Annotated in this window: 20 protein-coding genes; 14 read left to right on the forward strand and 6 right to left on the reverse strand. The window is 61.2% G+C overall.

The features are described from left to right. Window positions 1-77 precede the first annotated feature (77 nt). The 10 genes from AC1RO0_RS17325 to rpmG all read left to right on the forward strand — a co-directional run bounded on the left by AC1RO0_RS17325 (window position 78) and on the right by rpmG (window position 11645). Entirely contained in the window at window positions 78-1034 is a 957-nt protein-coding gene (locus AC1RO0_RS17325) for an aspartate carbamoyltransferase catalytic subunit (protein ID WP_498594096.1), read from the forward strand. Then, window positions 1031-2320 (forward strand): dihydroorotase, encoded by a 1290-nt coding sequence (locus AC1RO0_RS17330; protein ID WP_498594097.1) that lies wholly within the window; start codon window positions 1031-1033, stop codon window positions 2318-2320. The genes AC1RO0_RS17325 and AC1RO0_RS17330 overlap by 4 nt, the downstream gene beginning before the upstream one ends. 32 nt (window positions 2321-2352) lie before the next feature. Further along, window positions 2353-2970, forward strand: coding sequence for a glycerol-3-phosphate 1-O-acyltransferase PlsY (gene plsY, locus AC1RO0_RS17335; protein WP_498594427.1), 618 nt, complete (start codon window positions 2353-2355; stop codon window positions 2968-2970). Continuing rightward, window positions 2970-4121, forward strand: coding sequence for a DNA-processing protein DprA (gene dprA, locus AC1RO0_RS17340; protein WP_498594098.1), 1152 nt, complete (start codon window positions 2970-2972; stop codon window positions 4119-4121). The genes plsY and dprA overlap by 1 nt, the downstream gene beginning before the upstream one ends. Window positions 4122-4361: 240 nt before the next feature. Further along, the gene (topA, locus tag AC1RO0_RS17345; protein WP_498594099.1) at window positions 4362-7028 is read left to right on the forward strand and encodes a type I DNA topoisomerase; all 2667 of its coding nucleotides are present in this window, start codon (window positions 4362-4364) and stop codon (window positions 7026-7028) included. After that, window positions 7025-9403, forward strand: a complete 2379-nt coding sequence (rnr, locus tag AC1RO0_RS17350) for a ribonuclease R (protein WP_498594100.1) — start codon at window positions 7025-7027, stop codon at window positions 9401-9403. The genes topA and rnr overlap by 4 nt, the downstream gene beginning before the upstream one ends. Before the next feature lie 30 nt (window positions 9404-9433). Then, window positions 9434-9889: a DUF983 domain-containing protein gene (locus tag AC1RO0_RS17355; protein WP_498594101.1), complete on the forward strand. Its 456-nt coding sequence runs from the start codon at window positions 9434-9436 to the stop codon at window positions 9887-9889. Beyond that, the gene (locus AC1RO0_RS17360; protein ID WP_498594102.1) at window positions 9886-10200 is read left to right on the forward strand and encodes a hypothetical protein; all 315 of its coding nucleotides are present in this window, start codon (window positions 9886-9888) and stop codon (window positions 10198-10200) included. Before AC1RO0_RS17355 ends, AC1RO0_RS17360 begins: the two co-directional genes overlap by 4 nt. Next, window positions 10197-11381: an MFS transporter gene (locus tag AC1RO0_RS17365; RefSeq protein WP_498594103.1), complete on the forward strand. Its 1185-nt coding sequence runs from the start codon at window positions 10197-10199 to the stop codon at window positions 11379-11381. The genes AC1RO0_RS17360 and AC1RO0_RS17365 overlap by 4 nt, the downstream gene beginning before the upstream one ends. Before the next feature lie 96 nt (window positions 11382-11477). After that, entirely contained in the window at window positions 11478-11645 is a 168-nt protein-coding gene (rpmG, locus tag AC1RO0_RS17370; protein ID WP_003547442.1) for a 50S ribosomal protein L33, read from the forward strand. Between the two features lie 823 nt (window positions 11646-12468). Here rpmG and AC1RO0_RS17375 read toward each other — a convergent pair. Continuing rightward, window positions 12469-13842, reverse strand: a complete 1374-nt coding sequence (locus AC1RO0_RS17375) for a PleD family two-component system response regulator (protein WP_498594104.1) — start codon at window positions 13840-13842, stop codon at window positions 12469-12471. A 16-nt stretch (window positions 13843-13858) separates the two neighbouring features. Then, a complete protein-coding gene (locus AC1RO0_RS17380) occupies window positions 13859-14230 on the reverse strand; it encodes a response regulator (RefSeq protein ID WP_028754034.1) in 372 nt (123 codons plus the stop codon). A 132-nt stretch (window positions 14231-14362) separates the two neighbouring features. Between AC1RO0_RS17380 and AC1RO0_RS17385 the strand changes: the two genes are divergently transcribed. Together AC1RO0_RS17385 and AC1RO0_RS17390 are read left to right on the forward strand one after the other, a co-directional pair. After that, window positions 14363-14671 (forward strand): DUF3572 domain-containing protein, encoded by a 309-nt coding sequence (locus AC1RO0_RS17385; protein ID WP_436027247.1) that lies wholly within the window; start codon window positions 14363-14365, stop codon window positions 14669-14671. A gap of 2 nt (window positions 14672-14673) precedes the next feature. Next, complete coding sequence (locus tag AC1RO0_RS17390) at window positions 14674-15321, forward strand: hypothetical protein (RefSeq protein WP_498594105.1); 648 nt, start codon at window positions 14674-14676, stop codon at window positions 15319-15321. 17 nt (window positions 15322-15338) lie between these two features. Here AC1RO0_RS17390 and AC1RO0_RS17395 read toward each other — a convergent pair whose 3' ends face one another. After that, the gene (locus tag AC1RO0_RS17395; protein ID WP_498594106.1) at window positions 15339-15920 is read right to left on the reverse strand and encodes a GNAT family N-acetyltransferase; all 582 of its coding nucleotides are present in this window, start codon (window positions 15918-15920) and stop codon (window positions 15339-15341) included. An 81-nt stretch (window positions 15921-16001) separates the two neighbouring features. Here AC1RO0_RS17395 and AC1RO0_RS17400 point away from each other — a divergent pair, with 81 nt between their 5' ends. Next, the gene (locus AC1RO0_RS17400; RefSeq protein WP_498594107.1) at window positions 16002-17291 is read left to right on the forward strand and encodes a DNA polymerase IV; all 1290 of its coding nucleotides are present in this window, start codon (window positions 16002-16004) and stop codon (window positions 17289-17291) included. Here AC1RO0_RS17400 and AC1RO0_RS17405 read toward each other — a convergent pair. Next, the gene (locus AC1RO0_RS17405) at window positions 17261-19012 is read right to left on the reverse strand and encodes a GNAT family N-acetyltransferase (RefSeq protein WP_498594108.1); all 1752 of its coding nucleotides are present in this window, start codon (window positions 19010-19012) and stop codon (window positions 17261-17263) included. The two genes, AC1RO0_RS17400 and AC1RO0_RS17405, sit on opposite strands and share 31 nt — an antisense overlap. Window positions 19013-19211: 199 nt before the next feature. Here AC1RO0_RS17405 and AC1RO0_RS17410 point away from each other — a divergent pair, with 199 nt between their 5' ends. Beyond that, a complete protein-coding gene (locus AC1RO0_RS17410) occupies window positions 19212-20480 on the forward strand; it encodes a L,D-transpeptidase family protein (RefSeq protein WP_498594109.1) in 1269 nt (422 codons plus the stop codon). On the opposite strand, the gene dnaE is transcribed toward AC1RO0_RS17410, so the two are convergent. Together dnaE and AC1RO0_RS17420 are read right to left on the reverse strand one after the other, a co-directional pair. Then, window positions 20477-23974, reverse strand: a complete 3498-nt coding sequence (gene dnaE, locus AC1RO0_RS17415) for a DNA polymerase III subunit alpha (protein ID WP_498594110.1) — start codon at window positions 23972-23974, stop codon at window positions 20477-20479. The genes AC1RO0_RS17410 and dnaE overlap by 4 nt on opposite strands. Window positions 23975-24435: 461 nt before the next feature. Continuing rightward, window positions 24436-24894, reverse strand: a complete 459-nt coding sequence (locus AC1RO0_RS17420; RefSeq protein WP_498594111.1) for a P-loop nucleotide/nucleoside kinase family protein — start codon at window positions 24892-24894, stop codon at window positions 24436-24438. Window positions 24895-25019: the final 125 nt, after the last annotated feature.

Below are 25019 nucleotides of genomic sequence, written 5' to 3' on the forward strand. Positions count from 1 at the left end.
GCTTATCCAAAGCCCGCGCTTGCCCCTGAGGCCCTCCCTCTTTATAGACGCCCTGACGAAATCCAGAGGGCAGCTTCATGGTCTTCTTTCCCCACCGCCACCTCATCGGCATCAAAGGCCTCACCGAGCAGGATATCACCTATCTTCTCGACAAGGCCGACGAAGCGGTGAAGATTAGCCGCCAGCGCGAAAAGAAGACATCGACGCTTCGCGGGCTGACGCAGATCAATCTCTTTTTCGAGGCATCGACCCGCACGCAAGCTTCTTTCGAGCTGGCCGGCAAACGGCTCGGCGCCGACGTGATGAACATGTCGGTCGGCAACTCTTCGGTGAAGAAGGGCGAGACGCTCATCGACACGGCGATGACGCTGAACGCCATGCGCCCCGACGTGCTGGTCATCCGCCATTCCAGCGCCGGCGCCGCCGCGCTGCTGGCACAAAAGGTCTCCTGCTCGGTGGTCAATGCCGGCGACGGCCAGCACGAGCATCCGACACAGGCGCTGCTCGACGCGCTGACCATCCGCCGCGCCAAGGGCAAGCTGTCGCGCATCATCGTCGCGATCTGCGGAGACGTTCTGCATTCGCGCGTCGCCCGCTCCAACATTCTGCTGCTGAACGCCATGGGCGCGCGCGTCCGTGTGGTCGCCCCTGCCACGCTCCTGCCCGCCGGGATCGCGGATATGGGTGTCGAAGTCTTTCATTCCATGAAGGAAGGGCTGAAGGACGCCGACGTAGTGATGATGCTGCGCTTGCAGCGCGAGCGTATGTCCGGCGCCTTCGTGCCGTCGGTGCGTGAATATTATCGCTTCTATGGTCTCGACGCCGAGACGCTGAAGGCGGCCAAGGAGGATGCCCTAGTCATGCATCCTGGCCCGATGAACCGTGGCGTGGAGATTGCTTCCGAAGTCGCCGACGGCCCGCAGAGCGTTATCGCCGAGCAGGTGGAAATGGGCGTCGCGGTGCGCATGGCGGTCATGGAGACGCTGCTGATCTCGCAGAACCAGGGGCCGCGCACCGAGGGAGCTGGCGCATGAGCAACTCGATCGTCCTCCAGAACGTCCGCATCATCGACCCCTCGCGCAATCTCGACGAGGTCGGCACGATCATCGTCGAAAACGGTATCATCGTCTCCGCCGGCAAGGATGCGAAAGCCCAGGCCGCGCCGAAGGGTGCCGAAGTGCGCGATTGCACCGGCCTCGTTGCCGTCCCCGGCCTGGTCGATGCCCGCGTGCATGTCGGCGAGCCCGGCGGCGAACATCGCGAGACCATCGCCTCGGCAAGCCGCGCGGCGGCAGCCGGTGGCGTGACTTCCTTTATCATGATGCCGGATACCGATCCGATCATCGACGACATCGCGCTGGTCGAATTCGTCAAGAAGACAGCGCGCGACACGGCTGTCGTGAATGTCTATCCAGCAGCGGCAATCACCAAGGGCCTCGCCGGCGAGGAAATGACGGAAGTGGGGCTCCTGCGCGAGGCCGGCGCCGTCGTCTTCACCGACGCCCATTCCGGCGTCCACGACACCCAGGTTCTGCGTCGGATCATGACCTATGCGCGCGAATTCGGCGCCGTCATCTCCTGCGAGACCCGCGACAAATATCTCGGCGCCAACGGTGTCATGCATGAGGGACTGTTTGCCAGCTGGCTCGGCCTTTCCGGCATTCCGAAAGAAGCCGAACTCATTCCGCTCGAGCGCGATCTCAGGATCGCCGCCCTGACGCGCAGCCATTATCACGCGGCGATGATCTCGGTGCCGGAATCGGCAGAGGCCATTCGCCTTGCCCGCTCGCGCGGCGCAAAGGTCACCTGCGGCATCTCGATCAACAATCTGGCGCTGAACGAAAACGACATCGGCGAATACCGCACCTTCTTCAAGCTCTATCCGCCGCTGCGTTCCGAAGACGACCGGACGGCAATGACCGAAGCGCTGGCGGACGGCACCATCGACATCATCGTCTCCTCGCACGATCCGCAGGATGTGGACACGAAGCGCCTTCCTTTCGGAGAGGCGGAAGACGGCGCGATCGGGCTGGAGACGCTGCTTGCCGCAGCCCTTCGCCTGCATCATAGCGGCCAGGTCAGCCTGATGCGGCTCATCGACGCCCTGTCGACGCGGCCGGCGCAGATCTTCGGCCTCGACGCCGGCACGCTGAAGCCGGGCGCGAAGGCGGATATTGCCCTTATCGATCTCGACGAGCCTTGGCTTGTTGCCAAAGACATGCTTCTGTCGCGCTCGAAGAATACACCGTTCGAAGACGCAAGAATGAGCGGCCGGGCCGTTGCGACCTATGTCGCGGGCAAGCTGGTTCACAGTCTGTAGGCAAAGCTAGGGCTTATGGAGAATAAGACGTGATGGCGCAATTCTGGACTTGGCAGCTCTCCCCGCAGACTGCGCTCGCAGCAGCCGTCATCGGCTACCTGCTCGGCTCCATCCCCTTCGGCCTGGTCCTGACGCGCATGGCCGGCCTTGGCGATGTCCGCAATATCGGGTCGGGCAATATCGGTGCAACGAATGTGCTGCGCACCGGTAACAAGGGCCTGGCAGCGGCGACGTTGCTCCTTGATGCCTTCAAGGGCACCGCAGCCGTATTGATCGTCTGGCATTTTTTCGGTGAGGACGCAGCCATACTTGCCGGCTTTGCCGCCTTCATCGGCCATATCTTCCCGGTCTGGATCGGGTTCAAGGGCGGCAAGGGTGTTGCGACCTACCTGGGCATTTTGCTCGGTCTTGCCCCATTCATGGCCTTGATCTTTGCCATCATCTGGCTGGTCATCGCCTTCACCACGCGCTACTCCTCTCTTTCCGCGCTGGTTGCAACCCTTGTCATTCCGGTTGCATTGTGGATACTGGGCGCCGACAAGATTGCCGCCGTCATGGCGCTGATGACCGTCATCTCCTGGTACAAGCACCGGGCCAATATCGTCAGGCTGACCGCCGGCACGGAAACCAAGATCGGAGCGAAGGGGTAATGGTCGCAGGCAGCGCAGGACGAACCGGAATTGCGCTGACGGAAAAACAAAGGATCGCCTGGCTCAGGCTCATCCGCTCCGACAATGTCGGCCCCTCGACCTTTCGCGATCTCATCCAACATTACGGCTCCGCCGAAGCCGCGCTCGCCGCCTTGCCGGACCTGTCGCAGCGCGGCGGCTCAACGCGAGTGATCCGCATCGCCAGCGAGCAGGATGCGCTGCGGGAACTGGAAGCGGCGCACCGCTTCGGCGCCCGCTTTGTCGGCATCGGCGAACCGGGCTATCCGCAAGCCCTGAAAGAGATCGACGGCGCGCCGCCGCTTCTGACTGTCAAAGGCAACCTATCGACGGCGGTTCGGCCCGCCATCGGCATCGTCGGTTCGCGCAACGCCTCGATCAGCGGCGCGAAATTCGCGGCAATGATTGCCCGTACCTGTGGCCAGGCCGGCTATGCCGTCATCTCGGGACTTGCCCGCGGCATCGATACGGCAGCACACCGAGCCAGCCTGGAGACCGGTACAATCGCCGCCATGGCCGGCGGGCTCGACCAGCCCTATCCGCCCGAAAATGTCGGCCTGCTGAATGAAATATGGGACGGCAACGGCCTTGCCGTCAGTGAAATGCCGTTCGGCTGGGAACCCCGCGCACGCGATTTCCCGCGCCGCAATCGGCTGATCGCAGGCATTTCCCTCGGCCTCGTCGTGGTCGAGGCAGCGACTCGATCCGGCTCGCTGATCACCGCGCGCCTTGCCGGCGAATTCGGTCGACTGGTCTTTGCCGTCCCCGGCTCGCCGCTCGATCCCCGTTGCGAAGGCACCAACGGCTTGCTGAAGGACGGCGCGATCATCGTCACCCGTCCCGAGGATATTGTCGAGGCGCTGCGGCCGCTGGCCGAACCCGACCTCTTCCGCCCGCAGTCTGCCGAGACGCCGGTCGAAAAGAGCGGCAAGCCGCTGTCGCCGCCACCCGACGATACCGACCGCGACCAGATCGTCGACGCGCTCGGACCGACACCGGTGGAGATCGACGACATCATCCGGCATACCGGCCTGTCGGTGTCCTCGGTCCATTCCGTGCTGCTCGAACTGGATATGGCCGGCCGGCTGCACCGACATCCCGGCGGACTGGTGTCGATCTCAATGCTGGATTGAAAGCATGGCCGATCATCCCGATATGATGGCAGCAGCCTCGTCGAAAGCGTCAGCAAGCATTTCCTCGGGATGTAACACTGATGCCATCCGGCAGAGATTGCGGCATCGAGCCGACGGCAAAAATCGACATCGCCTCTTGACCGCGACGAATTCCCTGTCCATGTCGAAAGGCCGGGGAGCGAAAATACCCGGTCTTTCCCGCGCCTTTTTTCGGCGCGACCTCTTATTCAGAGATTTATGATGAACGTAGTAGTGGTGGAATCGCCTGCCAAGGCCAAGACAATCAACAAATATCTGGGACCCGGATATACGGTTCTTGCCTCCTTTGGCCATGTGCGAGACCTGCCCGCCAAGGACGGCTCAGTGCTGCCCGATCAAGACTTCGAAATGCTGTGGGAAGTCGACGCCGCCTCGCAAAAACGCATGAAGGACATCGCCGACGCGGTGAAATCCGCCGACGGCCTGTTTCTCGCGACCGACCCGGATCGCGAGGGTGAAGCGATCTCCTGGCATGTGCTCGATCTTCTCAACAAGAAGCGCGTCATCAACGGTAAGCCCGTCAAGCGCGTCGTCTTCAACGCCATCACCAAGAAGGCCGTGCTCGACGCAATGGCCGACCCGCGCGACATCGACGTGCCGCTGGTCGACGCCTATCTCGCTCGACGCGCGCTCGATTATCTCGTCGGCTTCAACCTCTCGCCGGTGCTTTGGCGCAAGCTGCCGGGCGCCCGTTCGGCCGGACGCGTCCAGTCGGTGGCGCTTCGCCTCGTCTGCGACCGCGAATCCGAGATCGAACGCTTTATCTCGGAAGAATACTGGAACCTCTCGGCGATCCTGAAGACGACGCGCGGCGACGAGTTCGAGGCCCGGCTCGTGGCTGCCAACGGCAAGCGCCTGCAGCCGCGTGCCATCGGCAATGGCGAAGATGCCGGCAATCTGAAGGCGCTGCTGGAAGGCGCCTCCTATGTCGTCGACACCGTCGAGGCAAAGCCGGTCAAGCGCAATCCGAGCCCACCCTTCACCACCTCCACCCTGCAGCAGGCCGCCTCCTCCAAGCTCGGCTTCTCGGCTTCGCGCACCATGCAGGTGGCACAGAAGCTTTATGAAGGTGTCGACATCGGCGGCGAGACCGTCGGTCTCATTACCTATATGCGTACCGACGGCGTGCAGATGGCACCGGAAGCGATCGATGCGGCACGCACTGCTATCGCCGATCAGTTCGGCAACCGCTATCTCCCGGAAAAGGCCCGTCTCTACTCGACCAAGGCGAAGAACGCCCAGGAAGCGCACGAAGCAATCCGCCCGACCGATTTCGACCGCACGCCGGATCGCGTCCGCAAATACCTCGATGCCGACCAGCTGCGGCTTTACGATCTCGTCTGGAAGCGTGGCATCGCCAGCCAGATGGCCTCGGCCGAGATTGAACGCACCACCGTCGAGATCCTCGCCGACAATGGCGGCCAGAAGGCTGGCTTGCGCGCTGTGGGTTCGGTGATCCGCTTCGACGGTTTCATTGCCGCCTATACCGACCAGAAAGAAGACGGCGAGCAGAGTGACGATGCCGACGACGAAGATGGCCGCCTGCCGGAGATCAATGCGCGCGAAAACCTCGCCAAGCAGAAGATCAACTCGACGCAGCATTTCACCGAACCGCCGCCGCGTTATTCTGAGGCGTCGCTGATCAAGAAGATGGAAGAGCTCGGCATCGGCCGACCGTCGACCTATGCGGCGACGCTGGCGACACTGCGCGACCGCGATTATGTGACGATCGACAAGCGCAAGCTGCTACCGCAGGCCAAGGGCCGGCTGGTGACAGCCTTCCTCGAAAGCTTCTTCACCAAATATGTCGAATACGATTTCACCGCCGATCTCGAAGAGAAACTCGACCGCATCTCGGCCGGCGAATTGAACTGGAAGGACGTATTGCGCGACTTCTGGCGCGATTTCTTCGCCCAGATCGAGGACACCAAGGAGTTGCGCGTCACCAATGTGCTTGATGCGCTGAACGAAGCGCTGGCGCCATTGGTCTTCCCGAAGCGCGAGGACGGCAGCGATCCGCGCATCTGCCAGGTTTGCGGCACGGGCAACCTTTCATTGAAGCTCGGCAAATACGGCGCCTTCGTCGGCTGCTCGAACTATCCGGAATGCAACTTTACGCGCCAGCTTTCCTCGGAAGGCGGCACGGAAGCCGAGTCTTCGGGCCTGAGCGAACCGAAGGCGCTCGGCACCGATCCTGTGACCAACGAGGAGCTGACGCTGCGTTCGGGCCGTTTCGGACCCTATATCCAGCGTGGCGACGGCAAGGAAGCCAAGCGCGCCTCGCTGCCGAAGGGCTGGAAGCCGGAAGAAATCGACTATGAAAAGGCCATGGCGCTGATCTCGCTTCCGCGCGATATCGGCAAGCATCCCGAAAGCGGCAAGATGATCTCGTCCGGCATCGGCCGCTACGGGCCGTTCCTTTTGCATGACGGCAGCTACGCCAATCTTGAGACCGTGGAAGACGTCTTCACCGTCGGCCTCAACCGCGCCGTGACCGTGCTTGCTGAAAAGCAGAGCAAGGCAGGCGGCGGACGCGGCACGCCCGCGGCGCTGAAGGATCTCGGCGCCCATCCCGATGGCGGCGGCTCGATCACCGTTCGCGACGGCAAATACGGACCCTATGTCAACTGGGGCAAAGTCAACGCCACGCTGCCGAAGGGCTCTGATCCGCAGGCGATCACGGTCGAAGAAGCGCTGGCGCTAATCGTTGCCAAGGCCGGCAAGTCCGGCGGCGGGAAGCCGGCCAGGGCACCCGCCAAGGCCAAAGCCAAGACGGCAGCGGCCGCAAGCAAGACGACGAAGACCACCGCCAAGCCGAAGGCCAAAGCAGCCTCCAAGGCGAAGACAACGAAGAAGAGTGCAGAGTGAGCAGAGAACCACGCGGCAGGAATTCATCGCCGGAGCACCGCTCCGGCAAGGTTGGCCGCGTGACGAAAAACAGCGGCGACGCGGAGCCGATGGCGGCGATCATCCACGGCGTCCTGCCGCCACGCGAGGTTCTCCTGCGCTTCATCGCCGATCATCCGCAGCAGGCGTCCAAGCGCGAACTCGCCAAGGCCTTCGGGCTGAAGGGCGAGGCCCGCATCGAACTGAAGAGCCTGCTGCGCGAGCTTGAACAGGACGGCATGGTGCAGAAGAGCCGCAAGTCGCTCATCCGTCCCGGCGCGCTGCCGCCGATCGCCGTTCTCGACATCACCACGCGCGACAAGGACGGCAGCCTGATCGGCCGACCGACCGAATGGCCGGAAGAAAACGGCGTGGCCCCGGCAGTAATGATCAAGCAGTCCTCTTCGCCCGCCGGTCGCAACGGCAAGGGCAAGGCGCCGGTCGCCGGCATGGGCGACCGCATCCTCGCCAAGATCTTTTCGGCCGTCGATCGCGGCGGACCGGCCTATACCGCACGCATCATCAAGGTCATCGACAAGCGCCAGGGCGCGTCCATGGGCGTCTTCCGCGAAACGCCGGGCGGCGGCGGGCGGCTGATGCCGATCCAGCGGCGCGGCGAGGAAATGGTGATCGATCCGGAATATACCGGCGACGCCAAGGACGGCGATCTGGTCGAAGTCGAAGTGGCCCGCCTTGGCCGTTTCGGCCTGCCCCGCGCCAAGGTTCTCTCGATCGTCGGCTCCGTCGCCTCGGAAAAGGCGATCTCGATGATCGCCATCTATGCACACGGCATTCCGCATGTCTTCCCGCCAGCCGTCATCGCCGAGGCGGACGCAGCCAAGCCTGCCACCATGTCGCATCGCGAGGACTGGCGCAGCCTGCCGTTGATCACCATCGATCCGGCCGACGCCAAGGACCATGACGACGCCGTCTATGCCGAAATGGATCCCTCGCCCGACAATCCCGACGGCGTGATCGTCACCGTCGCCATTGCCGACGTCTCCTGGTATGTGCGGCCCAATTCCCCGCTCGACCGCGAGGCCCTGAAGCGCGGCAATTCGGTCTATTTCCCGGACCGCGTCGTGCCGATGCTGCCGGAGCGCATCTCCAACGATCTCTGCTCTCTTAAGGAAGGTGTCGACCGCCCTGCCCTTGCCGTGCGGATGATCTTTTCCAAGGAAGGCCGCAAGGCCGGCCACACCTTCCATCGCATCATGATGAGGAGTGCCGCCAAGCTGTCCTATCAGCAGGCGCAGGCGGCGATCGACGGCCAGCCGGACGACAAGACCGGATCGATGCTGGAGCCCATCCTGAAGCCGCTCTGGCACGCCTACAGGATCATGCAGCGCGGCCGCGAAAGGCGCCAACCGCTCGAACTCGACATGCCCGAACGCAAGATCCAGCTGAAGCCGGACGGCACGGTCGATCGCGTCATCGTGCCGCCGCGTCTCGACGCTCACAAGCTCATCGAAGAAATGATGATCCAGGCGAACGTGGCCGCCGCCGAGACGCTGGAGAAGAAGAAGCAGGCGCTGATCTATCGCATTCATGACGGCCCGACGCTTGCCAAGCAGGAAGTGCTGCGCGAATTCCTCGCGACGCTCGACATCGCGCTTGCCAAGGGCGGCAATGTCCGCGCCAACAGCTTCAACGGCATCCTGGCGAAGGCCGAGGGAACGCCGCATCAGACCATGGTCAACGAGATGGTGTTGCGCTCGCAGAGCCAGGCGATCTACAGCCCCGACAATATCGGGCATTTCGGCCTGAACCTGATGAAATATGCGCATTTCACCTCGCCGATCCGCCGCTATGCGGATCTGATCGTGCATCGCGCCCTCGTCGGCTCGCTCGGCCTCGGCGAAGGCGGTATCACGCCGGACGAGGAGGCAGCGCTCGACGATATCGCCGCCGAGATCTCCACCTTCGAGCGCCGCGCCATGGCGGCCGAGCGCGAGACGGTCGACCGGCTGATCGCCCATCATCTTGCCGGCCGCGTCGGCGAGGAATTCGAGGCGCGCGTCGGCGGCGTGACCAAGTCGGGACTTTTTGTCACCCTGCCCGACTATGGCGCCGATGGTTTCATCCCTATATCCACACTCGGCTCCGACTATTTCATCTATGATGAGGCGCATCAGGCGCTGACGGGTGAAAAGACGGGGCTCGGCTTTCGTCTTGGCGACAGCGTGACGGTGCGGCTGGCGGAAGCGATCCCTCTTGCCGGTGCCCTGCGCTTCGAAATGCTGAGCGACGGCCGCGCCATGCCGACAGCGGTGCGCTCCTTCCACAAGGCGACCCGCCGCAACAAGAGCCCGGCGCGCAAGGCACCGGGAACGAGACCACCGCGCGGCCGCCGATAGACGGCGGCTGCCGGCAGGAAGGAAACGTTCATGACGAGCAGCCCGTCCGATTCCACGATCCGCTACGGCGGTCCCGACGAGGCTGAACGACCGCTGGGGCGCTCCATCATGCGCGGCTTGCAGAACCGCTGTCCGCGCTGCGGCACGGGCAAGCTCTTCCGTGCCTTCCTGAAACCGGTTGACCACTGCGCCGCCTGCGGCGAGGAGATATTCCACCAGCGCGCCGACGACCTGCCGCCCTATCTGGTGATCCTTGTGCTCGGCCATGTCGTGGTCGGTGGCTTCATGATGACGGACATGGCCTTTCATCTGCCTGTCTGGGTCCATCTCGCCATCTGGGCGCCGATCACGGTGGTCACCGCGCTGGCCATCATCCAACCGATCAAGGGCGGCGTCATCGGCCTACAATGGGCACTGAGGATGCATGGCTTCGGCGGCCAGGACGACAGCCCGGATGAGTGGGATCAGGGGAACGGCCGCTCTTGAACATCATGATCGAACGGATATTGCCAGCCTTGTCGGCCGGCCAGGGTCGGCATGTGCCGCTACACCCTTCAGCCAGGATCTGCATCGAATCATCGCATATTGGTGATTCACGCGAATTGCCAGATCTCCAACGGCTTGACATCGGCGACGTTTCTTGTCTGAACATGCCGGGCGTCGAAAGGATCACTCTGGAGGGTGCGACCGATCCCATGAAAGCCGAACCGTCACCTGGATTTGGCCGTGCCGTGCCTTTCTATCCCCCCGCGTCGCGAATGATTCGTTCGCCAAATGCTCTAAGGATCAATTCATGACTGAACCGACGAACGGCAAGGCCGGCCATGTCGAAGAAATTCACTGGCCTTCGCTCGTCGCCGCTATTTCGTCCGTTTCCGCTGTCGGCATCGCCATCGGCCTCGGCCTTCCGCTTCTCAGCATCATCCTGGAAAAACGCGGCATTCCCTCGAGCCTGATCGGGCTGAACACGGCGATGATGGGGGTCGCCGCGATGATAGCGGCCCTGATCACCACCAAGCTCGCCCACCGCTTCGGTGTGGTGCAGACGATGATCTGGGCCGTCGTGCTCTCCGCATTGAGCTCCCTGGGCTTCTATTACGCCGAGAGCCTGGTCCTCTGGTTTCCGCTGCGCCTGATCTTTCACGGCTCGACGACGACCCTGTTCATCCTGTCGGAATTCTGGATCAACGCCGCCTCCCCACCCTCCAAGCGCGGTTTCGTGCTCGGTCTCTATTCCACGGTCTTCTCGCTCGGCTTTGCCGCCGGTCCCCTGCTGTTCTCGCTGGTCGGCAGCGAGGGGCTGATGCCGTTTGCCATCGGTGCCTGCATCATTCTCGCCGCCGCCATACCGATCTTCATCGCCCGCAATGAGAGCCCGGTCGTCGACGAAAAACCGGAGCTGCATTTCGTTCGCTACATCTTCCTGGTGCCGACGGCCACGGCCGCCGTTTTCGTGTTCGGTGCGGTGACCGTCGGCGGCGGATCGTTGTTCACCAGCTATGCGACGCGCCTCGGTTTCAACGAATCACAGGCAGCCCTGCTGCTGACCGTCATGGGCGTTGGCAATTTCATCTTCCAGATCCCTCTCGGGCTGCTTGCCGACCGATTGCACGATAAACGGCCGCTGCTGTCGATCATGGCGGCCATCGGGCTCGTCGGTGCGCTGCTGCTGCCCTCGCTCGCCTCGAACTGGATCCTTCTGGCGGTGATCCTGCTGTTCTGGGGCGGTTGCGTCTCCGGCATGTATACGGTAGGCCTCAGCCACCTCGGAACGCGCCTGCGGGGCTCCGATCTGGTCGCCGCCAATGCCGCCTTCGTTTTCTGTTACGCGATCGGCATGGTCCTCGGCCCGCCGACCGTCGGCACCGCCATGGATATTGCCAGCCCCAGCGGTTTTGCCTGGGCGATTGCCTTTTTCTTCGGCCTTTATGTCCTGCTTTCGGGGATACGGCTGCTTTTCATGGGCAACAGAGGTTGACTTTTCGGGCGCGATTTGTATTTTCGCGCCAGAATTTGCCGTGGACCTCCGCACTGGCCGTCCACGGCTTTCATTTTTCTTAAAGGCAGGACGACCATGGCCAAGGCTACCACTATCAAGATCAAGCTGCTGTCGACGGCCGACACCGGTTTCTTCTACGTCACGACGAAGAACAGCCGTACGATGACGGACAAGATGACGAAGACGAAGTACGACCCGGTTGCTAAGAAGCACGTCGAGTTCAAGGAAACGAAGATCAAGTAAGTTTCCTAAACTTCTGGTTACAGCAAAAGGCGCAACCGCAAGGTTAGCGCCTTTTTCTTTTTTGGCCCCTTCTTTCCTGTGCAAAACTTTGCGAAGACGCCGACGATCAGGAAAATCTAAAACGCATCCCACTGATATTTATGAGCAAAGAAAAACGCCGCCTTCCGAAGGAAGAGCGGCGTTTTAAATTGGGGGCCGGCTAGCCTGCAAAACGGCACGAGGAACCGCTTGAATTTGCCTGCCAGCCGACCGACCCCACGACCCAGGAGATGCGGCGGACCTGAGCATCATGGGGTATTCTCCAACCCTTGCGGGCTATCTCTGTACGGGACTAAATTTGCCCGAAATCGAAAGAAAATCAACAAATTCTTAATGATAAAAAATTCTCGTCTGGCCGAATGGTTAAAATTCCCGCTTTCACCCAGTTCTATCCCTTGAAAAGATAACAATCCTCGAGCGAGTACATCGCAAAAACGAAGAGATAATTAGCGTATGCATAGCAAATTCAAGCGAGGGATATTTAAAGACGATTTCATACTATAATGACAGCCATATTATGAGTGAAATCCTCATGGTTCTCTATCAATTCAAACTCAAAGCCATCAAGAATATCGCGCGCAATACACTATTGTACATTCGATCATCGCGGACAGGTGGGTATTTCCGTTGAATTATACGACAATTATAGCGTTTATTCTGTAGTGCTGATCCGTTCGCATATAGCTGTGGACCCATGATTATAAATTTTAGATCGCTGCTCAAAATTCCGAAAAGCCCGTGGATATTGAAGGGGCCAAGGAATTGAGCACTGGATCAGTTCGGATCAGGCTGCCGCTGCAACAACACGATTGCGGCCTGCCTTCTTAGCTTCGTAAAGGGCGAGATCGGCCTGCTTCATCAGTTGCTCGGGCGTCTCTATGGACTCCAGGCGGGACGAAATGCCGAAAGAGGCGGTGATATTAAGCGCGGCTCCCGCTTCCCGCAGCGTGACGGGCACGGTTTCCACCGCGGCGCGCAGACGTTCGGCAACGGCGGCGGCAACTTCCGGGGGCGTATCCGGCATCACCACCACGAACTCCTCGCCGCCATAACGGCAAGCCAGATCGGCGCCACGAACGGTGGAGCGGATACGAGCGGCAAACTCCTTCAGCACCTCGTCGCCAGCATCATGGCCATAGGTATCGTTCACCAGCTTGAAGCGGTCGATGTCGGTGATCAGGATCGAGAGCGGCCGGCCACGCGCCAGCGAGCGGCTGAAGAGGATCTTCAGGTGATTGTCGAGATAGCGCCTGTTGTTGAGGCCCGTGAGGGCGTCGGTGACGGCAAGCTCGATCGTATGCTGCACGCTGGCGCGCAAACGATCATTATAGCGCTTGCGGCGGATCTGGGTCAGGCTGCGAGCCACCAGCTCGTTCGGATCCAGCGGCCGGACAATGTAGTCGTTGACGCCGAGATCAAGCGCCCGGACGATCATCTCGTCGGCCCCCTGCTCCGTCACCAGCAGCACCGGCAGGAAGCGCGTGCGCTCCAGCGAACGGAGTTGAGAGCAAAGCCGCAACGGGTCGTAGTCTTCGAAATTGGAATTGACGATGACCAGTTCGAACGGCTTTTCCGCAGCCTCGAACAAGGCCGCCTGCGGATCGGAGGTCGCCGTTACCTCAGCAATCGGCTTCAGGGCGCGGATGATGCGCTCTTGCGAGTTGGCGCGACCATCAACCAGGAGGACATGGCCGCTCTCGTCAATACGGCCATCGCCCAGGCGCAGCAAATCCTCGATGCCGAGATCGCGGGCCGTCTCATTGCGCATGCGCAGCTCGTCGCTCAGCGTCTTCAGCCGCAACAAGCTCTTGACGCGCGAGATGAGCTGCAGGTCGTTCACCGGCTTAGTGAGGAAGTCGTCGGCGCCGGCTTTCAGGCCCCGCACACGATCGGTTGGCTGATCCAGCGCCGTGACCATGACGACGGGGATATGCGAGGTGCGCGGATCGGATTTCAGCCGCTCGCAGACGTCGAAACCGTCCATCCCGGGCATCATGATGTCGAGCAGCACGAGATCCACCTGCGTGCTGTCGCAGATGGCGAGCGCCTTCAAGCCGTCCTCGGCGGTCAGCACCTCGAAATACTCGGCCAGCAATCGCGCTTCTAGAAGCTTCACATTGGCCGGGATATCGTCGACTACCAGAATGCGCGCCGTCATCAGTCGTTCCCCACGCTCAGGCGTCGCCCAGGTAAGTCTTGATGGTCTCGATGAATTTCGGAACGGAGATCGGCTTCGAGACATAGGCTTCGCAGCCGCCCTGACGGATGCGCTCTTCGTCACCCTTCATCGCAAAGGCAGTGACCGCGATCACCGGGATGACGTGCAGATCGTCATCCTCCTTCAGCCATTTCGTCACTTCCAGCCCCGAAACTTCGGGAAGCTGGATATCCATGAGGATCAGGTCCGGACGATGTTTCCGAGCCAGATCAAGGGCTTCCATACCGTTCCGCGTCTGGATCGTCGTGTAGCCTGACGCCTCGATCAGATCGCGAAAGAGCTTCATATTCAGCTCGTTGTCTTCTACAATCATCACTTGCTTAGGCATGGAGAGCTGTCCCTGCATTCGGTATTGCATCCACTTGCTGAAAATATAAGGTCGCGACAAATCGATTCCAAAAAATATTTGAATCGGACTTTAGCGGCATTTGGTTGAAAAATAGGTAACTTACCTCTCAAAATGCAAAGTAACTTCAAGAACTCGAAGAAGGCCGCCACCGACCCGCAAGAGACTGCGATCGCGGTACTTGGCTGGCTCGCCAACGAGCCGGATATGTTCGGCCGTTTCCTCGCCTTGACCGGCGTCGAGCCGGCACAGGTGCGCAACGCCATCAACGAACCGGCCTTTCTTGCGGGCATGCTGGATTTCCTGATGAACCATGAGCCGACCTTGCTTGCCTTCTGCGAGGCAAGCGGGATGGCACCGGAAACCGTTATGGCGGCCGCGGCGCATTTCTCGCCGCCTGGCCTCTCCTCGGGAGAATATTGACCATGGACGCCCCACTCGAACTGGATATGTCGCATGTCCGCCTGGGAGACCGGCCGCTGGTCGTCTGCGACGTCGATGATGTCGTGCTGCATTTCTTCGCGCCTTTCCTGGTCTTTCTTGATGCCGAGGGCCATGAATTCCTGCCGCGTTCTTTCCGGTTGACCGGCAATATCATTTCGAAGGCCAATGGCACGGCTTTGGAAGAAAAGGACGTCCACCGCCTGATCGAGGCCTTTTTCGAAGCGCAGGAACAGTGGCAGACGCCTCTGGACCGCGTCGTCGATGCCCTCGGCGACTTTTCCAAGGATGCCGACGTCGTTTTCCTCACCGCCATGCCGCCGCAATTCTCGGCCCAGCGCCGCCGCCTTCTCGACAGGCTCGGCCTTGCCTATCCGCTCATCGCCTCGCTGCAGCCGAAGGGGCCGATCCTGCAGACCCTGCATGGCGCCCGCCCCCTCCCCGTCGCCTTCGTCGACGACATGGCGCACAATCTGCATTCGGTTCGCGACCATGTCGAAAGCTGCCTTCTGATCAATCTGAGACCGGACTCGATCGTCCATCGCATGGCCCCGACCGTGCCCGCCGATATTCCCCAGACGAACGACTGGGCTGAGGCCGCGCCATTGATCCACGCCCATATCGCCCGCTAAGCCCAACCGGAGCGCCATCAGAGAACAAGGCGCATCAACGGTCGCCCATCCTTTCGTTTTGCCACTTCGGAAAATCCGGCGGCCTCGAATATCCGCAGCGATCCGACATAGAGGCCGACGGATTTCGACTGTTTCGTCCGCTCGATCGGACAGCCTTCAAGAATGCGCGCGCCGGAGGCCTTGGCGAAATTCACCGCCTCGGACAGCATGCGATGGCTGTATCCCTTGCCGCGATCGCGCGAATTCATGAAGAAGCAGCTCACGGCCCAGACCGAGCCGTCTTCGGCATCGGCCGGATCGAGCGGTCGTGACACGGTTTTCGGGGAATTCCACTGCGGCAGCTCCGAGCGCGGCCCGACCTGCGCCCAGGCGACCGGACGTTCGCCAATATAGCCGAGAATGCCAGGCGAAGGACCGGCCGCGACCCGAGCCTGCATGAACGCCTTCTTGGCATTGCCATCCATTGTCTTGCGGGCTGATGTCGGAACGCGGAAATAGGTGCACCAGCAACCATAGCAGGCGCCGCTCGGCCCGAAGAGCGTTTCGAAATCGGCCCAGCGATCCGATGTCAGGGGCAGCACTTTCAATTCCTCCAACATCCCCTCCTTTGGCGTTTTTCCGCCTTGAGACTCGCGAGCTTAGAACATAAGGTAGCGATGTTCAATTTTTGTTCTCGTTTCATGATCAGCGCGCCCGACAAAATTTCCGGTTTTTGCCGCGATTGCTTGAGCGAGCAATTGAGCGAGCGAACGCGCTGCCGTGCCTGTGGCAGCCCACGCCTTGTCTATCACCGCGAACTCTACAACCTGACGCTAGCGCATATCGATTGCGACGCCTTCTATGCCTCGATCGAGAAGCGCGACAATCCGGAGTTGGCGGACAAGCCGGTCATCATCGGCGGCGGCAAGCGTGGCGTCGTATCCACCGCCTGCTATATCGCCCGCATCCATGGCGTCCGCTCGGCCATGCCGATGTTCAAGGCACTGGAGGCCTGTCCGCAGGCGGTGGTCATTCGCCCGAATATGGAGAAATATGTCCGCGTCGGCCGCGAGGTGCGGATGCTGATGCAGGAGCTGACACCGCTGGTGCAGCCGCTTTCGATCGACGAGGCCTTTCTCGAGCTCGAGGGCACCCAGCGCTTGCATCATGATCCGCCGGCGCGAATCCTCGCGAAATTTGCCAAACGTATCGAAAGCGAGATCGGCATCACCATCTCGGTCGGCCTTTCCTATTGCAAGTTTCTCGCCAAGGTCGCCTCCGACCTGCAAAAGCCGCGCGGCTTTTCCGTGATCGGCCGCGAGGAGGCGTTGTCGTTTCTGGAGCCGCGTTCGGTGACGACCATCTGGGGCGTCGGCAAGGCCTTTGCCGCGACGCTGGAGCGCGACGGCATCCGCACCATCGGCCAGTTGCAGACCATGGAGGAAGGCGACCTGATGCGCCGCTACGGCGTCATCGGCCAGCGGCTTTTCCGCCTGTCGCGCGGCGTCGATGACCGCACGGTGCATCCGAACGAGGCGGCAAAGAGTGTATCTGCAGAGACGACCTTCTTCGAGGATATCTCGCGCCATGACGATCTCGTGCCGATCCTGCGTGATCTCTCTGAAAAAGTATCGCGACGCCTGAAACGCGGCGATATTGCCGGGCACACCGTCGTGCTGAAGCTGAAATCGGCGGATTTCAAAAGCCGGACCCGCAACCGCCGCCTGGAGGACCCGACCCAGCTTGCCGACCGCATTTTTCGTACTGGCCTGCGGCTCCTCGAACATGAGACCGACGGCACGAAATTCCGCCTGATCGGCATCGGCGTCACCGATCTCTGCGATGCCGCCCGCGCCGATCCGCCGGATCTGATCGACGAACAGGCGAGCCGCCGCGCGGCAGCCGAGGCGGCGATGGACAAGCTCAGGGAAAAGTTCGGCAACAAGACGGTCGAAACCGGCTACACATTCGGCGGCAAGCGCGGGACGTGAGAGAGGGGCGGCAGCATGTCCGGCTCCTCATCGAAAAGTGCCGCGCGATTGGCAAGCGCCTGTTCGTAGTCCGGCCTGGCCGCAATCGCGTCGTCATAGCTCGCCAGCGCCTCGTCGGGGCGCCCGAGGTGGCGCAAGGCGTTGGCCTTGTTGTTGTGGGCAACCGCGTAGTCCTGCTCCAGTGTAATCGCGCGATCATAGCGGATGACGGCAGCCTCGAAATTCCGGGTCGCGGCAAGGATATTGCCGTAGGTGCAATGGGCGGCAGCGGAAGCGGGGCGAAGCTCCAGTGCCCGCGCGATCTCGGCCTCCGCCTCCTCGCCCTCGCCACGCAGCAGCAGGAGTATGCTCAGCCGGTGCACGGCATCGAAATCTCCGGGATTTTCAGCGATCGCGGCGCGGTATTGCCTTTCCGCCTGGACGCGATCGGCAGATCCCTGGTCACCGGTCGGGGCATCATCGGACCAGATTTTCTGCCAGAGCGTCCGCGACGCTGCGATGTCGCGATAGAGCGCCAATGCCTCGCGATGCGCAGGCTCGACGGCTAGGATCTGCCGGCAGCCGATCTCGGCATCGCGCTGATCGCCAGCGGCATGTAGATCTTTGACGCGGGCAAGCACGAGCGGCAGACTATGCGGATCCAGCCGTTCACCCAGATTCCACCCCGTCCGTGTGTCGATCCGATAGTGCTCGATGCGCCGGCTGACGGAGCCGAAAGCATATTTATGCGCGTAATTGCCTGCGCCGAGATCGTAGATGCGAAAGCCGTTCTCGATCGCCCAGCGGATCGTATGGGCATGAAGGATCAAGCCCGGAGATAGGTCCCGGATCGTCACATCGCGTGCGCTCAGGAAACACATCAGGCTCTTCCTGGGGCGGTCGAGAAGAATGGCGGCAGCCGCGATCGGCGTCTCGCCCTGCCACAGGATCGGCATAAAGAGATCGCCGTCGCGGAAGCTATCCGGCAAAACCGACCGCGCATTATCGAGGATATAGCGCGCATGGCCTGGACCACGCTGTCCCCATTGCTTCTCCCAGAGGCCAAGCAGTGTCTCCAAGTCTGCCTCACCGGCTCCGCCCTCGCCATGCGTCACCCGCAGCGTCGTCGAGCCATCCAGCTTGCGCAGGCCAAGGCGGACATTGCGCCGCACCCTTGGGCGTAGTTTTTCGCTGAGGAAGGATTCGAAATTCGCCGGCAGCGTCACATGGAGATGGATCTCCGGATCGACCCGGTCTGTCGCATTCTGGATCCGTGCCGGATGCCTGACCCTGTCGCCGGTAAAATCCTCGGGCGGGAAATGGTCAAGGAAACGCCCGATCCGCGCGGATGATCGGTCGATGCCGTCCAGATGCAGGCTGCGCCAGTGAAAGGTTCGGATATGCTCGGCAAAGGCCAGGGCCGATGCATCCGCGTGAGCAGGGTCGCTCAGAATGCCGGTATAGGGCGCAAAGTAGGAGCCGCCCATGGCGACGATATTGTAAAAGCCCTTGCCGCGATCAAGCCCGGTGCCGATCTGGATCGGGAGGAAAGCCACATAGGCGCCATCGGCCTCTTCCCTCGCCGCCAGCACGAACCAGGGCAAGGTGCGTGAGGCAAACCAACTCGATATCCATGTCGAGGACAAAAAGCAGTGCGCTTCCGGGTCGATCTCGTAGATCCGATCCCAGTTGCCTTTCAACGCTTGCAGATCTTCCAGCGTTTCGATCACGTCCACTTGCATGTCGAACCCCCACCCGGCCCCACAATCCGTAACTTAAGAATTACATAAAATACTTCCTGCCGCAATTGCGCTCATTGAGCGGGTCTTTTCCTGGTGAATCGCCGGAAAAGCATTTCGAACTGAAGGCTTGTCTTCAAGTCTTCCTTAAACTTCGAAGTCTAGTCTACATCAATACGAGTATTGCGTTTGGTATGTGTGTATGAAGCCGCATTTTCTTTTCGGACTTGGCCTGTTGTCGGCCACAGCCCTCATTCACCCTGCCCTTGCGGCGGATGACGTCCGCACCTTGCAGATCGTCGTGTCCAAGGACCGGCAGTCGCTGGCCGTCTATGACGGCGACAAGGTGGTGGCGACGTCGAAGGTTTCGACCGGCAAGCGTGGCCACACGACACCGAGCGGCATCTTCTCCATTCTGGAGAAGGAGGTCTATCACGAATCCAATCTCTATTCGAACTCGCCAATGCCCTTCATGCAGCGGCTGACCTGGTCCGGCATCGCGCTGCACGAATCGAGTTCGGTGCCGAATTACCCCGCCTCGCATGGCTGCGTGCGTATGCCGAAAGCCTTTGCCAAGATGCTCTACCAGATGACCGAGCGCGGCGTGCATGTCGTCATCGCCGACCATCCGTTGGTGCCGCAGCCTTTCCAGCACGCCATGCTGTTCCAGCCCGAGGCAGCACCCGCCTCCGTGCTGTTCTCCGATCTCGAATTGCGTCCGACAACAGCCATCTTCATGCCGCAGGCACAGCCGGTGCAGGTCGCCACCAACGATGTCGCGGCCTTGCCGTTGCCGCCGGCCGTACGGACAGCACGACCGGTCGACCAAGCGCCACTCAGCATCCTGATGACCCGCCGGGGACTACACGAAAACGTTCGTGATCTGCAGGGCCTGTTGAACGACATGGGCTTTACCACCGGCACCCCGGACGGACTGCTCGGACCGGCGACCGTGCAGGCGATCGGCGACTTCAAGAAGGCGCATGGTATCACGACCTCGGGCAGCCTCGTCAGCCCGGCGCTGATGAAGGCGGTCTATGCCGCTGCCGGCAAGGGCGAGCCGCCGAATGGCGCCATCCTGGTTCGCCAGAATTTCAAGCCACTATTCGAAGCGCCGGCAATCATCGCCGAGCCGCAGGAAGCACTCGGCACGCATTTCTTCACCGCAAATGCGGTCGACAGGATAAACGGCAAGACGGACTGGTTCGGCGTGACGCTGGAAGACGATCTCTCCAGGGATACCAAGAAGCGGCTCGGCATCACCAGCGAAGAGCAGGCACAAGCCTTCGACGCCGCCGACCGCGCGCTCAACCGCATTACCATACCCGACGACATCAGGCGCAGGATCGGCGATCTGCTGACGGCAGGGTCGTCCCTGACGATTTCCGACACCGGCGTCGGCCCGGAAACCGGGAACGGCACCGATTTCATCACCATTACCAATAGCGGCGCGTTGGGGAAAAAGGGCTAGACCAGCTCCACATCAATCACGCCGGGCGCTGTGCGCAGCGCGGCCGCGATCTCCGGCGTGATGCGGTATTTCTCTTGCAGCACCACCTCGACCTCGCGCTTGCCCTCCTCCTTGATGACGATGAAGGAGACCAGGCCGTCGCCCCTCGCGTTGAGGTGCGCGGCCACCGCCTTCAGCGGGCCGGAATCGCGGACATAGACGCGCAGCGCCTTCTGCATCTGCAGCGACTTCTCCTCCAGCGACTGCGCCGTCTGCAAGCGCAGACTGATGCCTTCCGGCCGCTCGTCGGCCTGGGCCGTGACGACGAAGGATTTGCCCACTTCGAGCACATCGCGATATTGATTGAGCACTTCGGAGAACAGCACGGCTTCGAACTGGCCCGAAGCGTCGGAGAAGACGAAGATGCCCATCTTGTTGCCGGTGCGCGTCTTGCGTTCCTGCTTCGAGATGACCGTTCCCGCCAGGCGGCCGTTGCTGGCCCCCTGCTTCACAGCTGCCGAGAAATCGGCAAAGTTCTGCACCCGCATCTTGTCCAGCACGCTCTTGTAGGTGTCGAGCGGATGGGCGGTAAGATAGAAGCCCAGAACCTGGAATTCGCGCAGCAGCCGCTCCGAGGCAAGCCAGGGTGTGAACGGCGGGAAGGAGATCTTCTCAGGCCCCGAGGCCGCACTTCCGAACATATCGTGCTGGCCGCTGCGCTTGTTTTCCTGCGCGACCTGCGCATAGCCCATGATCCGATCGATCCCGCCGATCAGCTGCGCGCGGTCGATCTCGAAACAATCGAAGGCACCGGCGGCGATCAGGCTTTCCAGCACACGGCGGTTAATCTGCTTCGGATCGATGCGCAGGCAGAAATCCTCGATCCCGGCGAAAGGCTGATCACCACGGACTTCGACAATATGGTCGACAGCGGATTCGCCGACGCCCTTGAGGGCGGCCAGGGCATAATAGATGCGGTTCTCGCCCGTCTCGAAACGGCGGAACGAGGTCTGGATCGACGGCGCGATGACCTCGATGCCGAGGCGCTTGGCGTCCTGGCGGAAGTCGTTGACCTTTTCGGTGTTCGCCATATCGAGCGTCATGGACGCTGCGAGGAACTCCACCGGATAATGCGCCTTCATATAGGCCGTCTGGTAGGAGACGATGGCGTAGGCGGCGGCGTGCGACTTGTTGAAGCCGTAATTGGCGAACTTGGCCAGCAGATCGAAGATGACGTCCGACTGGCCTTTCGACACGCCATTCTTGACGGCGCCATCGACGAAGCGCTCGCGCTGCTGGTCCATCTCCGCCTTGATCTTCTTGCCCATGGCACGACGCAGAAGATCGGCCTCGCCGAGCGAATAGCCCGAGAGCACCTGGGCGACCTGCATCACCTGTTCCTGGTAAACGATGACGCCCTGCGTTTCCTTCAGGAGGTAGTCGATGGTCGGATGGATCGATTCGATCTCTTCCTCGCCATGCTTGCGGGCATTGTAGACCGGGATGTTTTCCATCGGGCCTGGACGATAGAGCGCCACGAGCGCGATGATATCCTCGATGCAGTCCGGGCGCATGCCGATCAGCGCCTTGCGCATGCCCGCACTTTCCACCTGGAACACGCCGACCGTCTCGCCGCGCGAGAGCATGTCGTAGGTCTTCTTGTCGTCGAGCGGGATGCTGGCGAGATCGATCGCGATGCCGCGCTTGGCGACGAAATCGACGGCGGTCTTCAGGACCGTCAGCGTCTTCAGGCCGAGAAAGTCGAACTTCACCAGGCCGGCCTGCTCAACCCATTTCATGTTGAACTGGGTAACCGGCATGTCGGAGCGCGGATCGCGATACATCGGCACCAGCTTCGACAGCGGGCGGTCGCCGATGACGATGCCGGCGGCGTGGGTCGACGCGTGGCGATAGAGACCCTCGATCTTCTGGGCGATGTCCAGCAGGCGGGCGACGACCGGCTCCTTGTCGGCCTCCTCCTGCAGGCGCGGCTCTTCCTTGATCGCCTGATGCAGCGGTGTCGGATTGGCGGGGTTGTTCGGCACGAGCTTGCAGATCTTGTCGACCTGGCCATAGGGCATTTCCAGCACGCGGCCGACGTCGCGAAGGGCGGCGCGCGCCTGCAACGAACCGAAGGTGATGATCTGCGCCACCTGCTCGCGACCATACTTGGCCTGGACATAGCGGATCACCTCTTCACGGCGATCCTGGCAGAAGTCGATGTCAAAGTCCGGCATCGACACGCGTTCGGGATTGAGAAAGCGCTCGAACAGCAACGAGAAACGCAGCGGATCGACGTCGGTGATGGTCAGCGCATAGGCGACCAGCGATCCCGCACCCGAACCACGGCCGGGGCCGACCGGGATATCATGGCGCTTCGCCCATTTGATGAAGTCCGCAACGATCAGGAAGTAGCCGGGGAACTTCATACGTTCGATAACGCTGAGCTCGAACTCCAGCCGCTCGCGATAGTCCTTTTCCACATAGCCCGGCGCCATGCCAAGCGAAGCTAGCCGCTGGTCGAGACCCTCGATCGCCTGGGCACGCAATTCCGCGGATTCGGCGCGATCGGCCTCTTCCTCATCGTCGGCGGCGCCGGTGAAGCGCGGCAGGATCGGTTTGCGGGTCTTGAGCACGAAAGAGCAGCGCCGCGCGATCTCCACGGTGTTTTCCAGCGCTTCCGGCAGGTTGGCGAAAAGCTTCGCCATATCGGCGCGGCTCTTCAGATAATGATCCGGCGTCAAGCGAAAACGGGTGTCATCCGAAACGATGGCGTTGTGGGCAACCGCCATCAGCGCGTCATGGGCATCGTAGTCGTCGCGGGTCGGGAAGAAGGCTTCGTTGGTGGCGACCAGCGGCAGCTCGTGCTCATAGGCGAGCGCGATCATCTTCTGCTCGTGGCGGCGGTCATAGGTGCCATGACGTTGCAGCTCGATATAAAGCCGGTCGCCAAACAGGCGCTTCAGTGTCAGAAGCCGCGACAGCGCCTGAGGCGCATGCCCCTCCTTCAGCGCCATGTCGACAGGACCGCCGAGCGACCCCGTCAGCGCGATCATCCCCTCCGTGCCGATCTCTTCCAGCCAGGAGGCGGTGATATGAACGGCTTGATTGCCCTCACCGCCGAGATAGGCACGGCTGACAAGGTCGACCAGCCGCTCATAGCCCCGCTCGGTGGCAGCAAACAAGACGATGGACGGCAGCTTGGCCAAAGCCTGCTGCGGACCACGCTTCTCACCCTCGACACCATCCTCCATATCGATGGATACCTGGCAGCCGATGATCGGTTGCAGGCCGTCGTCCATCGCCTTCTGGGAGAACTCCAGCGCGACGAAAAGATTGTTGGTGTCGGTGACGGCAATGGCCGGCTGATTGTCGCCGGCCGCCTTGGCGAGGATCTTCTTCAGGGGCAATGCGCCCTCGAGCAGTGAATAGGCGGAATGGACACGAAGATGCACGAATTCCGGCGTGTCACCGACCGGTGCACTCGTCGCACCGCTGCTCGTCATATCCGCCATTCTATGCCCTTCCGCATGCCCAAATGAATCGGCTGCATTGTCGGCATAGCGGACGATAAAGTCCAGAAGCTGTCCTCATGATTAACGGGCGCATCGCAACACCCGTGGGGATAAGATTCACATCGCCATCATGATCAGGGAAAAGCTGGCGACGAACATCACGATGGAGGTGAATGCTGCAACGTCTCGAATGATATCGGTCATTTACGCGCTCCTTACTCGTTATGTTTCTTATTTGTTCTATTTTTGTTCGAGAGTCAATAGGACCATCAATAAATTTCATCATCGATGTTCTCCTGCATGTCGATGGACGGAAGAACCGGCCGAGGCAAATGCGTCATCAAAGGCCAGATGATGGGCGCAACTCTTGGCTTCTCAAGGGGCACCAGCAATCGCACTGCATATCCGGATGGCGTCAGGTAAATTCGCATTTCCGATGATCTTAACGACCGCCTGCGGCGCTAATGATATATGGAAGCCTCCTCCTCCGGCAACGGCCGCTCAAGCCACGTAGCGCACAATTCGAGGTGCTCCCGCGTTACAGAAAATGTGTCGGGCGGCAGGTCCTGGTTACGCGCCTCGACACGGTTAACCAGTTCCTCAAAAGGCGGGTCCAGGAAGATCAGTTGCGCCTCGGCGCCTGCCTTGGACGCCAGCCTTCGTGCATCGTCTCGCTCTGCGCGACGGAAGAACCCAAATTCCAGGACCACGTCGCGCCCGAGACGAAGAACCCTATCGGCCAACTCCAACTGCAATTGCTGTACCGCTCGTCGTCTGTCGGCATCGTAGCCGTCCCGAACAACTCGCGCCATCCACACGTCTGGAGACAGCAGCAATGCAGGGCAATTCTGCTCAAGGCGTTTGCCAATTGTTGTCTTCCCCGCCCCTGGCAACCCCATTAACATGTATAGCGTTGCCATATCCTACCCTTCCATAGCACCTACACGCCCATCTCGGCGGCGCAATGCGTCCCGCGTTCCCAGTCTCATGTCCCATCTAGACTAGTTTACTGGATGAGGCGGTCAAACAGTATCAAGCTTGGACA

Source organism: Rhizobium sp. GW821-FHT14E12, from assembly GCF_058803745.1.

Coding starts and splice junctions, on each gene's coding strand:
- AC1RO0_RS17325 (WP_498594096.1), top strand. CDS start 78: ATGGTCTTCTTTCCCCACCGCCACCTCATCGGCATCAAAGGCCTCACC.
- AC1RO0_RS17330 (WP_498594097.1), top strand. CDS start 1,031: ATGAGCAACTCGATCGTCCTCCAGAACGTCCGCATCATCGACCCCTCG.
- plsY (WP_498594427.1), top strand. CDS start 2,353: ATGGCGCAATTCTGGACTTGGCAGCTCTCCCCGCAGACTGCGCTCGCA.
- dprA (WP_498594098.1), top strand. CDS start 2,970: ATGGTCGCAGGCAGCGCAGGACGAACCGGAATTGCGCTGACGGAAAAA.
- topA (WP_498594099.1), top strand. CDS start 4,362: ATGAACGTAGTAGTGGTGGAATCGCCTGCCAAGGCCAAGACAATCAAC.
- AC1RO0_RS17355 (WP_498594101.1), top strand. CDS start 9,434: ATGACGAGCAGCCCGTCCGATTCCACGATCCGCTACGGCGGTCCCGAC.
- AC1RO0_RS17365 (WP_498594103.1), top strand. CDS start 10,197: ATGACTGAACCGACGAACGGCAAGGCCGGCCATGTCGAAGAAATTCAC.
- rpmG (WP_003547442.1), top strand. CDS start 11,478: ATGGCCAAGGCTACCACTATCAAGATCAAGCTGCTGTCGACGGCCGAC.
- AC1RO0_RS17375 (WP_498594104.1), bottom strand. CDS start 13,842: ATGACGGCGCGCATTCTGGTAGTCGACGATATCCCGGCCAATGTGAAG.
- AC1RO0_RS17380 (WP_028754034.1), bottom strand. CDS start 14,230: ATGCCTAAGCAAGTGATGATTGTAGAAGACAACGAGCTGAATATGAAG.
- AC1RO0_RS17385 (WP_436027247.1), top strand. CDS start 14,363: ATGCAAAGTAACTTCAAGAACTCGAAGAAGGCCGCCACCGACCCGCAA.
- AC1RO0_RS17390 (WP_498594105.1), top strand. CDS start 14,674: ATGGACGCCCCACTCGAACTGGATATGTCGCATGTCCGCCTGGGAGAC.
- AC1RO0_RS17395 (WP_498594106.1), bottom strand. CDS start 15,920: ATGTTGGAGGAATTGAAAGTGCTGCCCCTGACATCGGATCGCTGGGCC.
- AC1RO0_RS17400 (WP_498594107.1), top strand. CDS start 16,002: ATGATCAGCGCGCCCGACAAAATTTCCGGTTTTTGCCGCGATTGCTTG.
- AC1RO0_RS17405 (WP_498594108.1), bottom strand. CDS start 19,012: ATGCAAGTGGACGTGATCGAAACGCTGGAAGATCTGCAAGCGTTGAAA.
- AC1RO0_RS17410 (WP_498594109.1), top strand. CDS start 19,212: ATGAAGCCGCATTTTCTTTTCGGACTTGGCCTGTTGTCGGCCACAGCC.
- dnaE (WP_498594110.1), bottom strand. CDS start 23,974: ATGGCGGATATGACGAGCAGCGGTGCGACGAGTGCACCGGTCGGTGAC.
- AC1RO0_RS17420 (WP_498594111.1), bottom strand. CDS start 24,894: ATGGCAACGCTATACATGTTAATGGGGTTGCCAGGGGCGGGGAAGACA.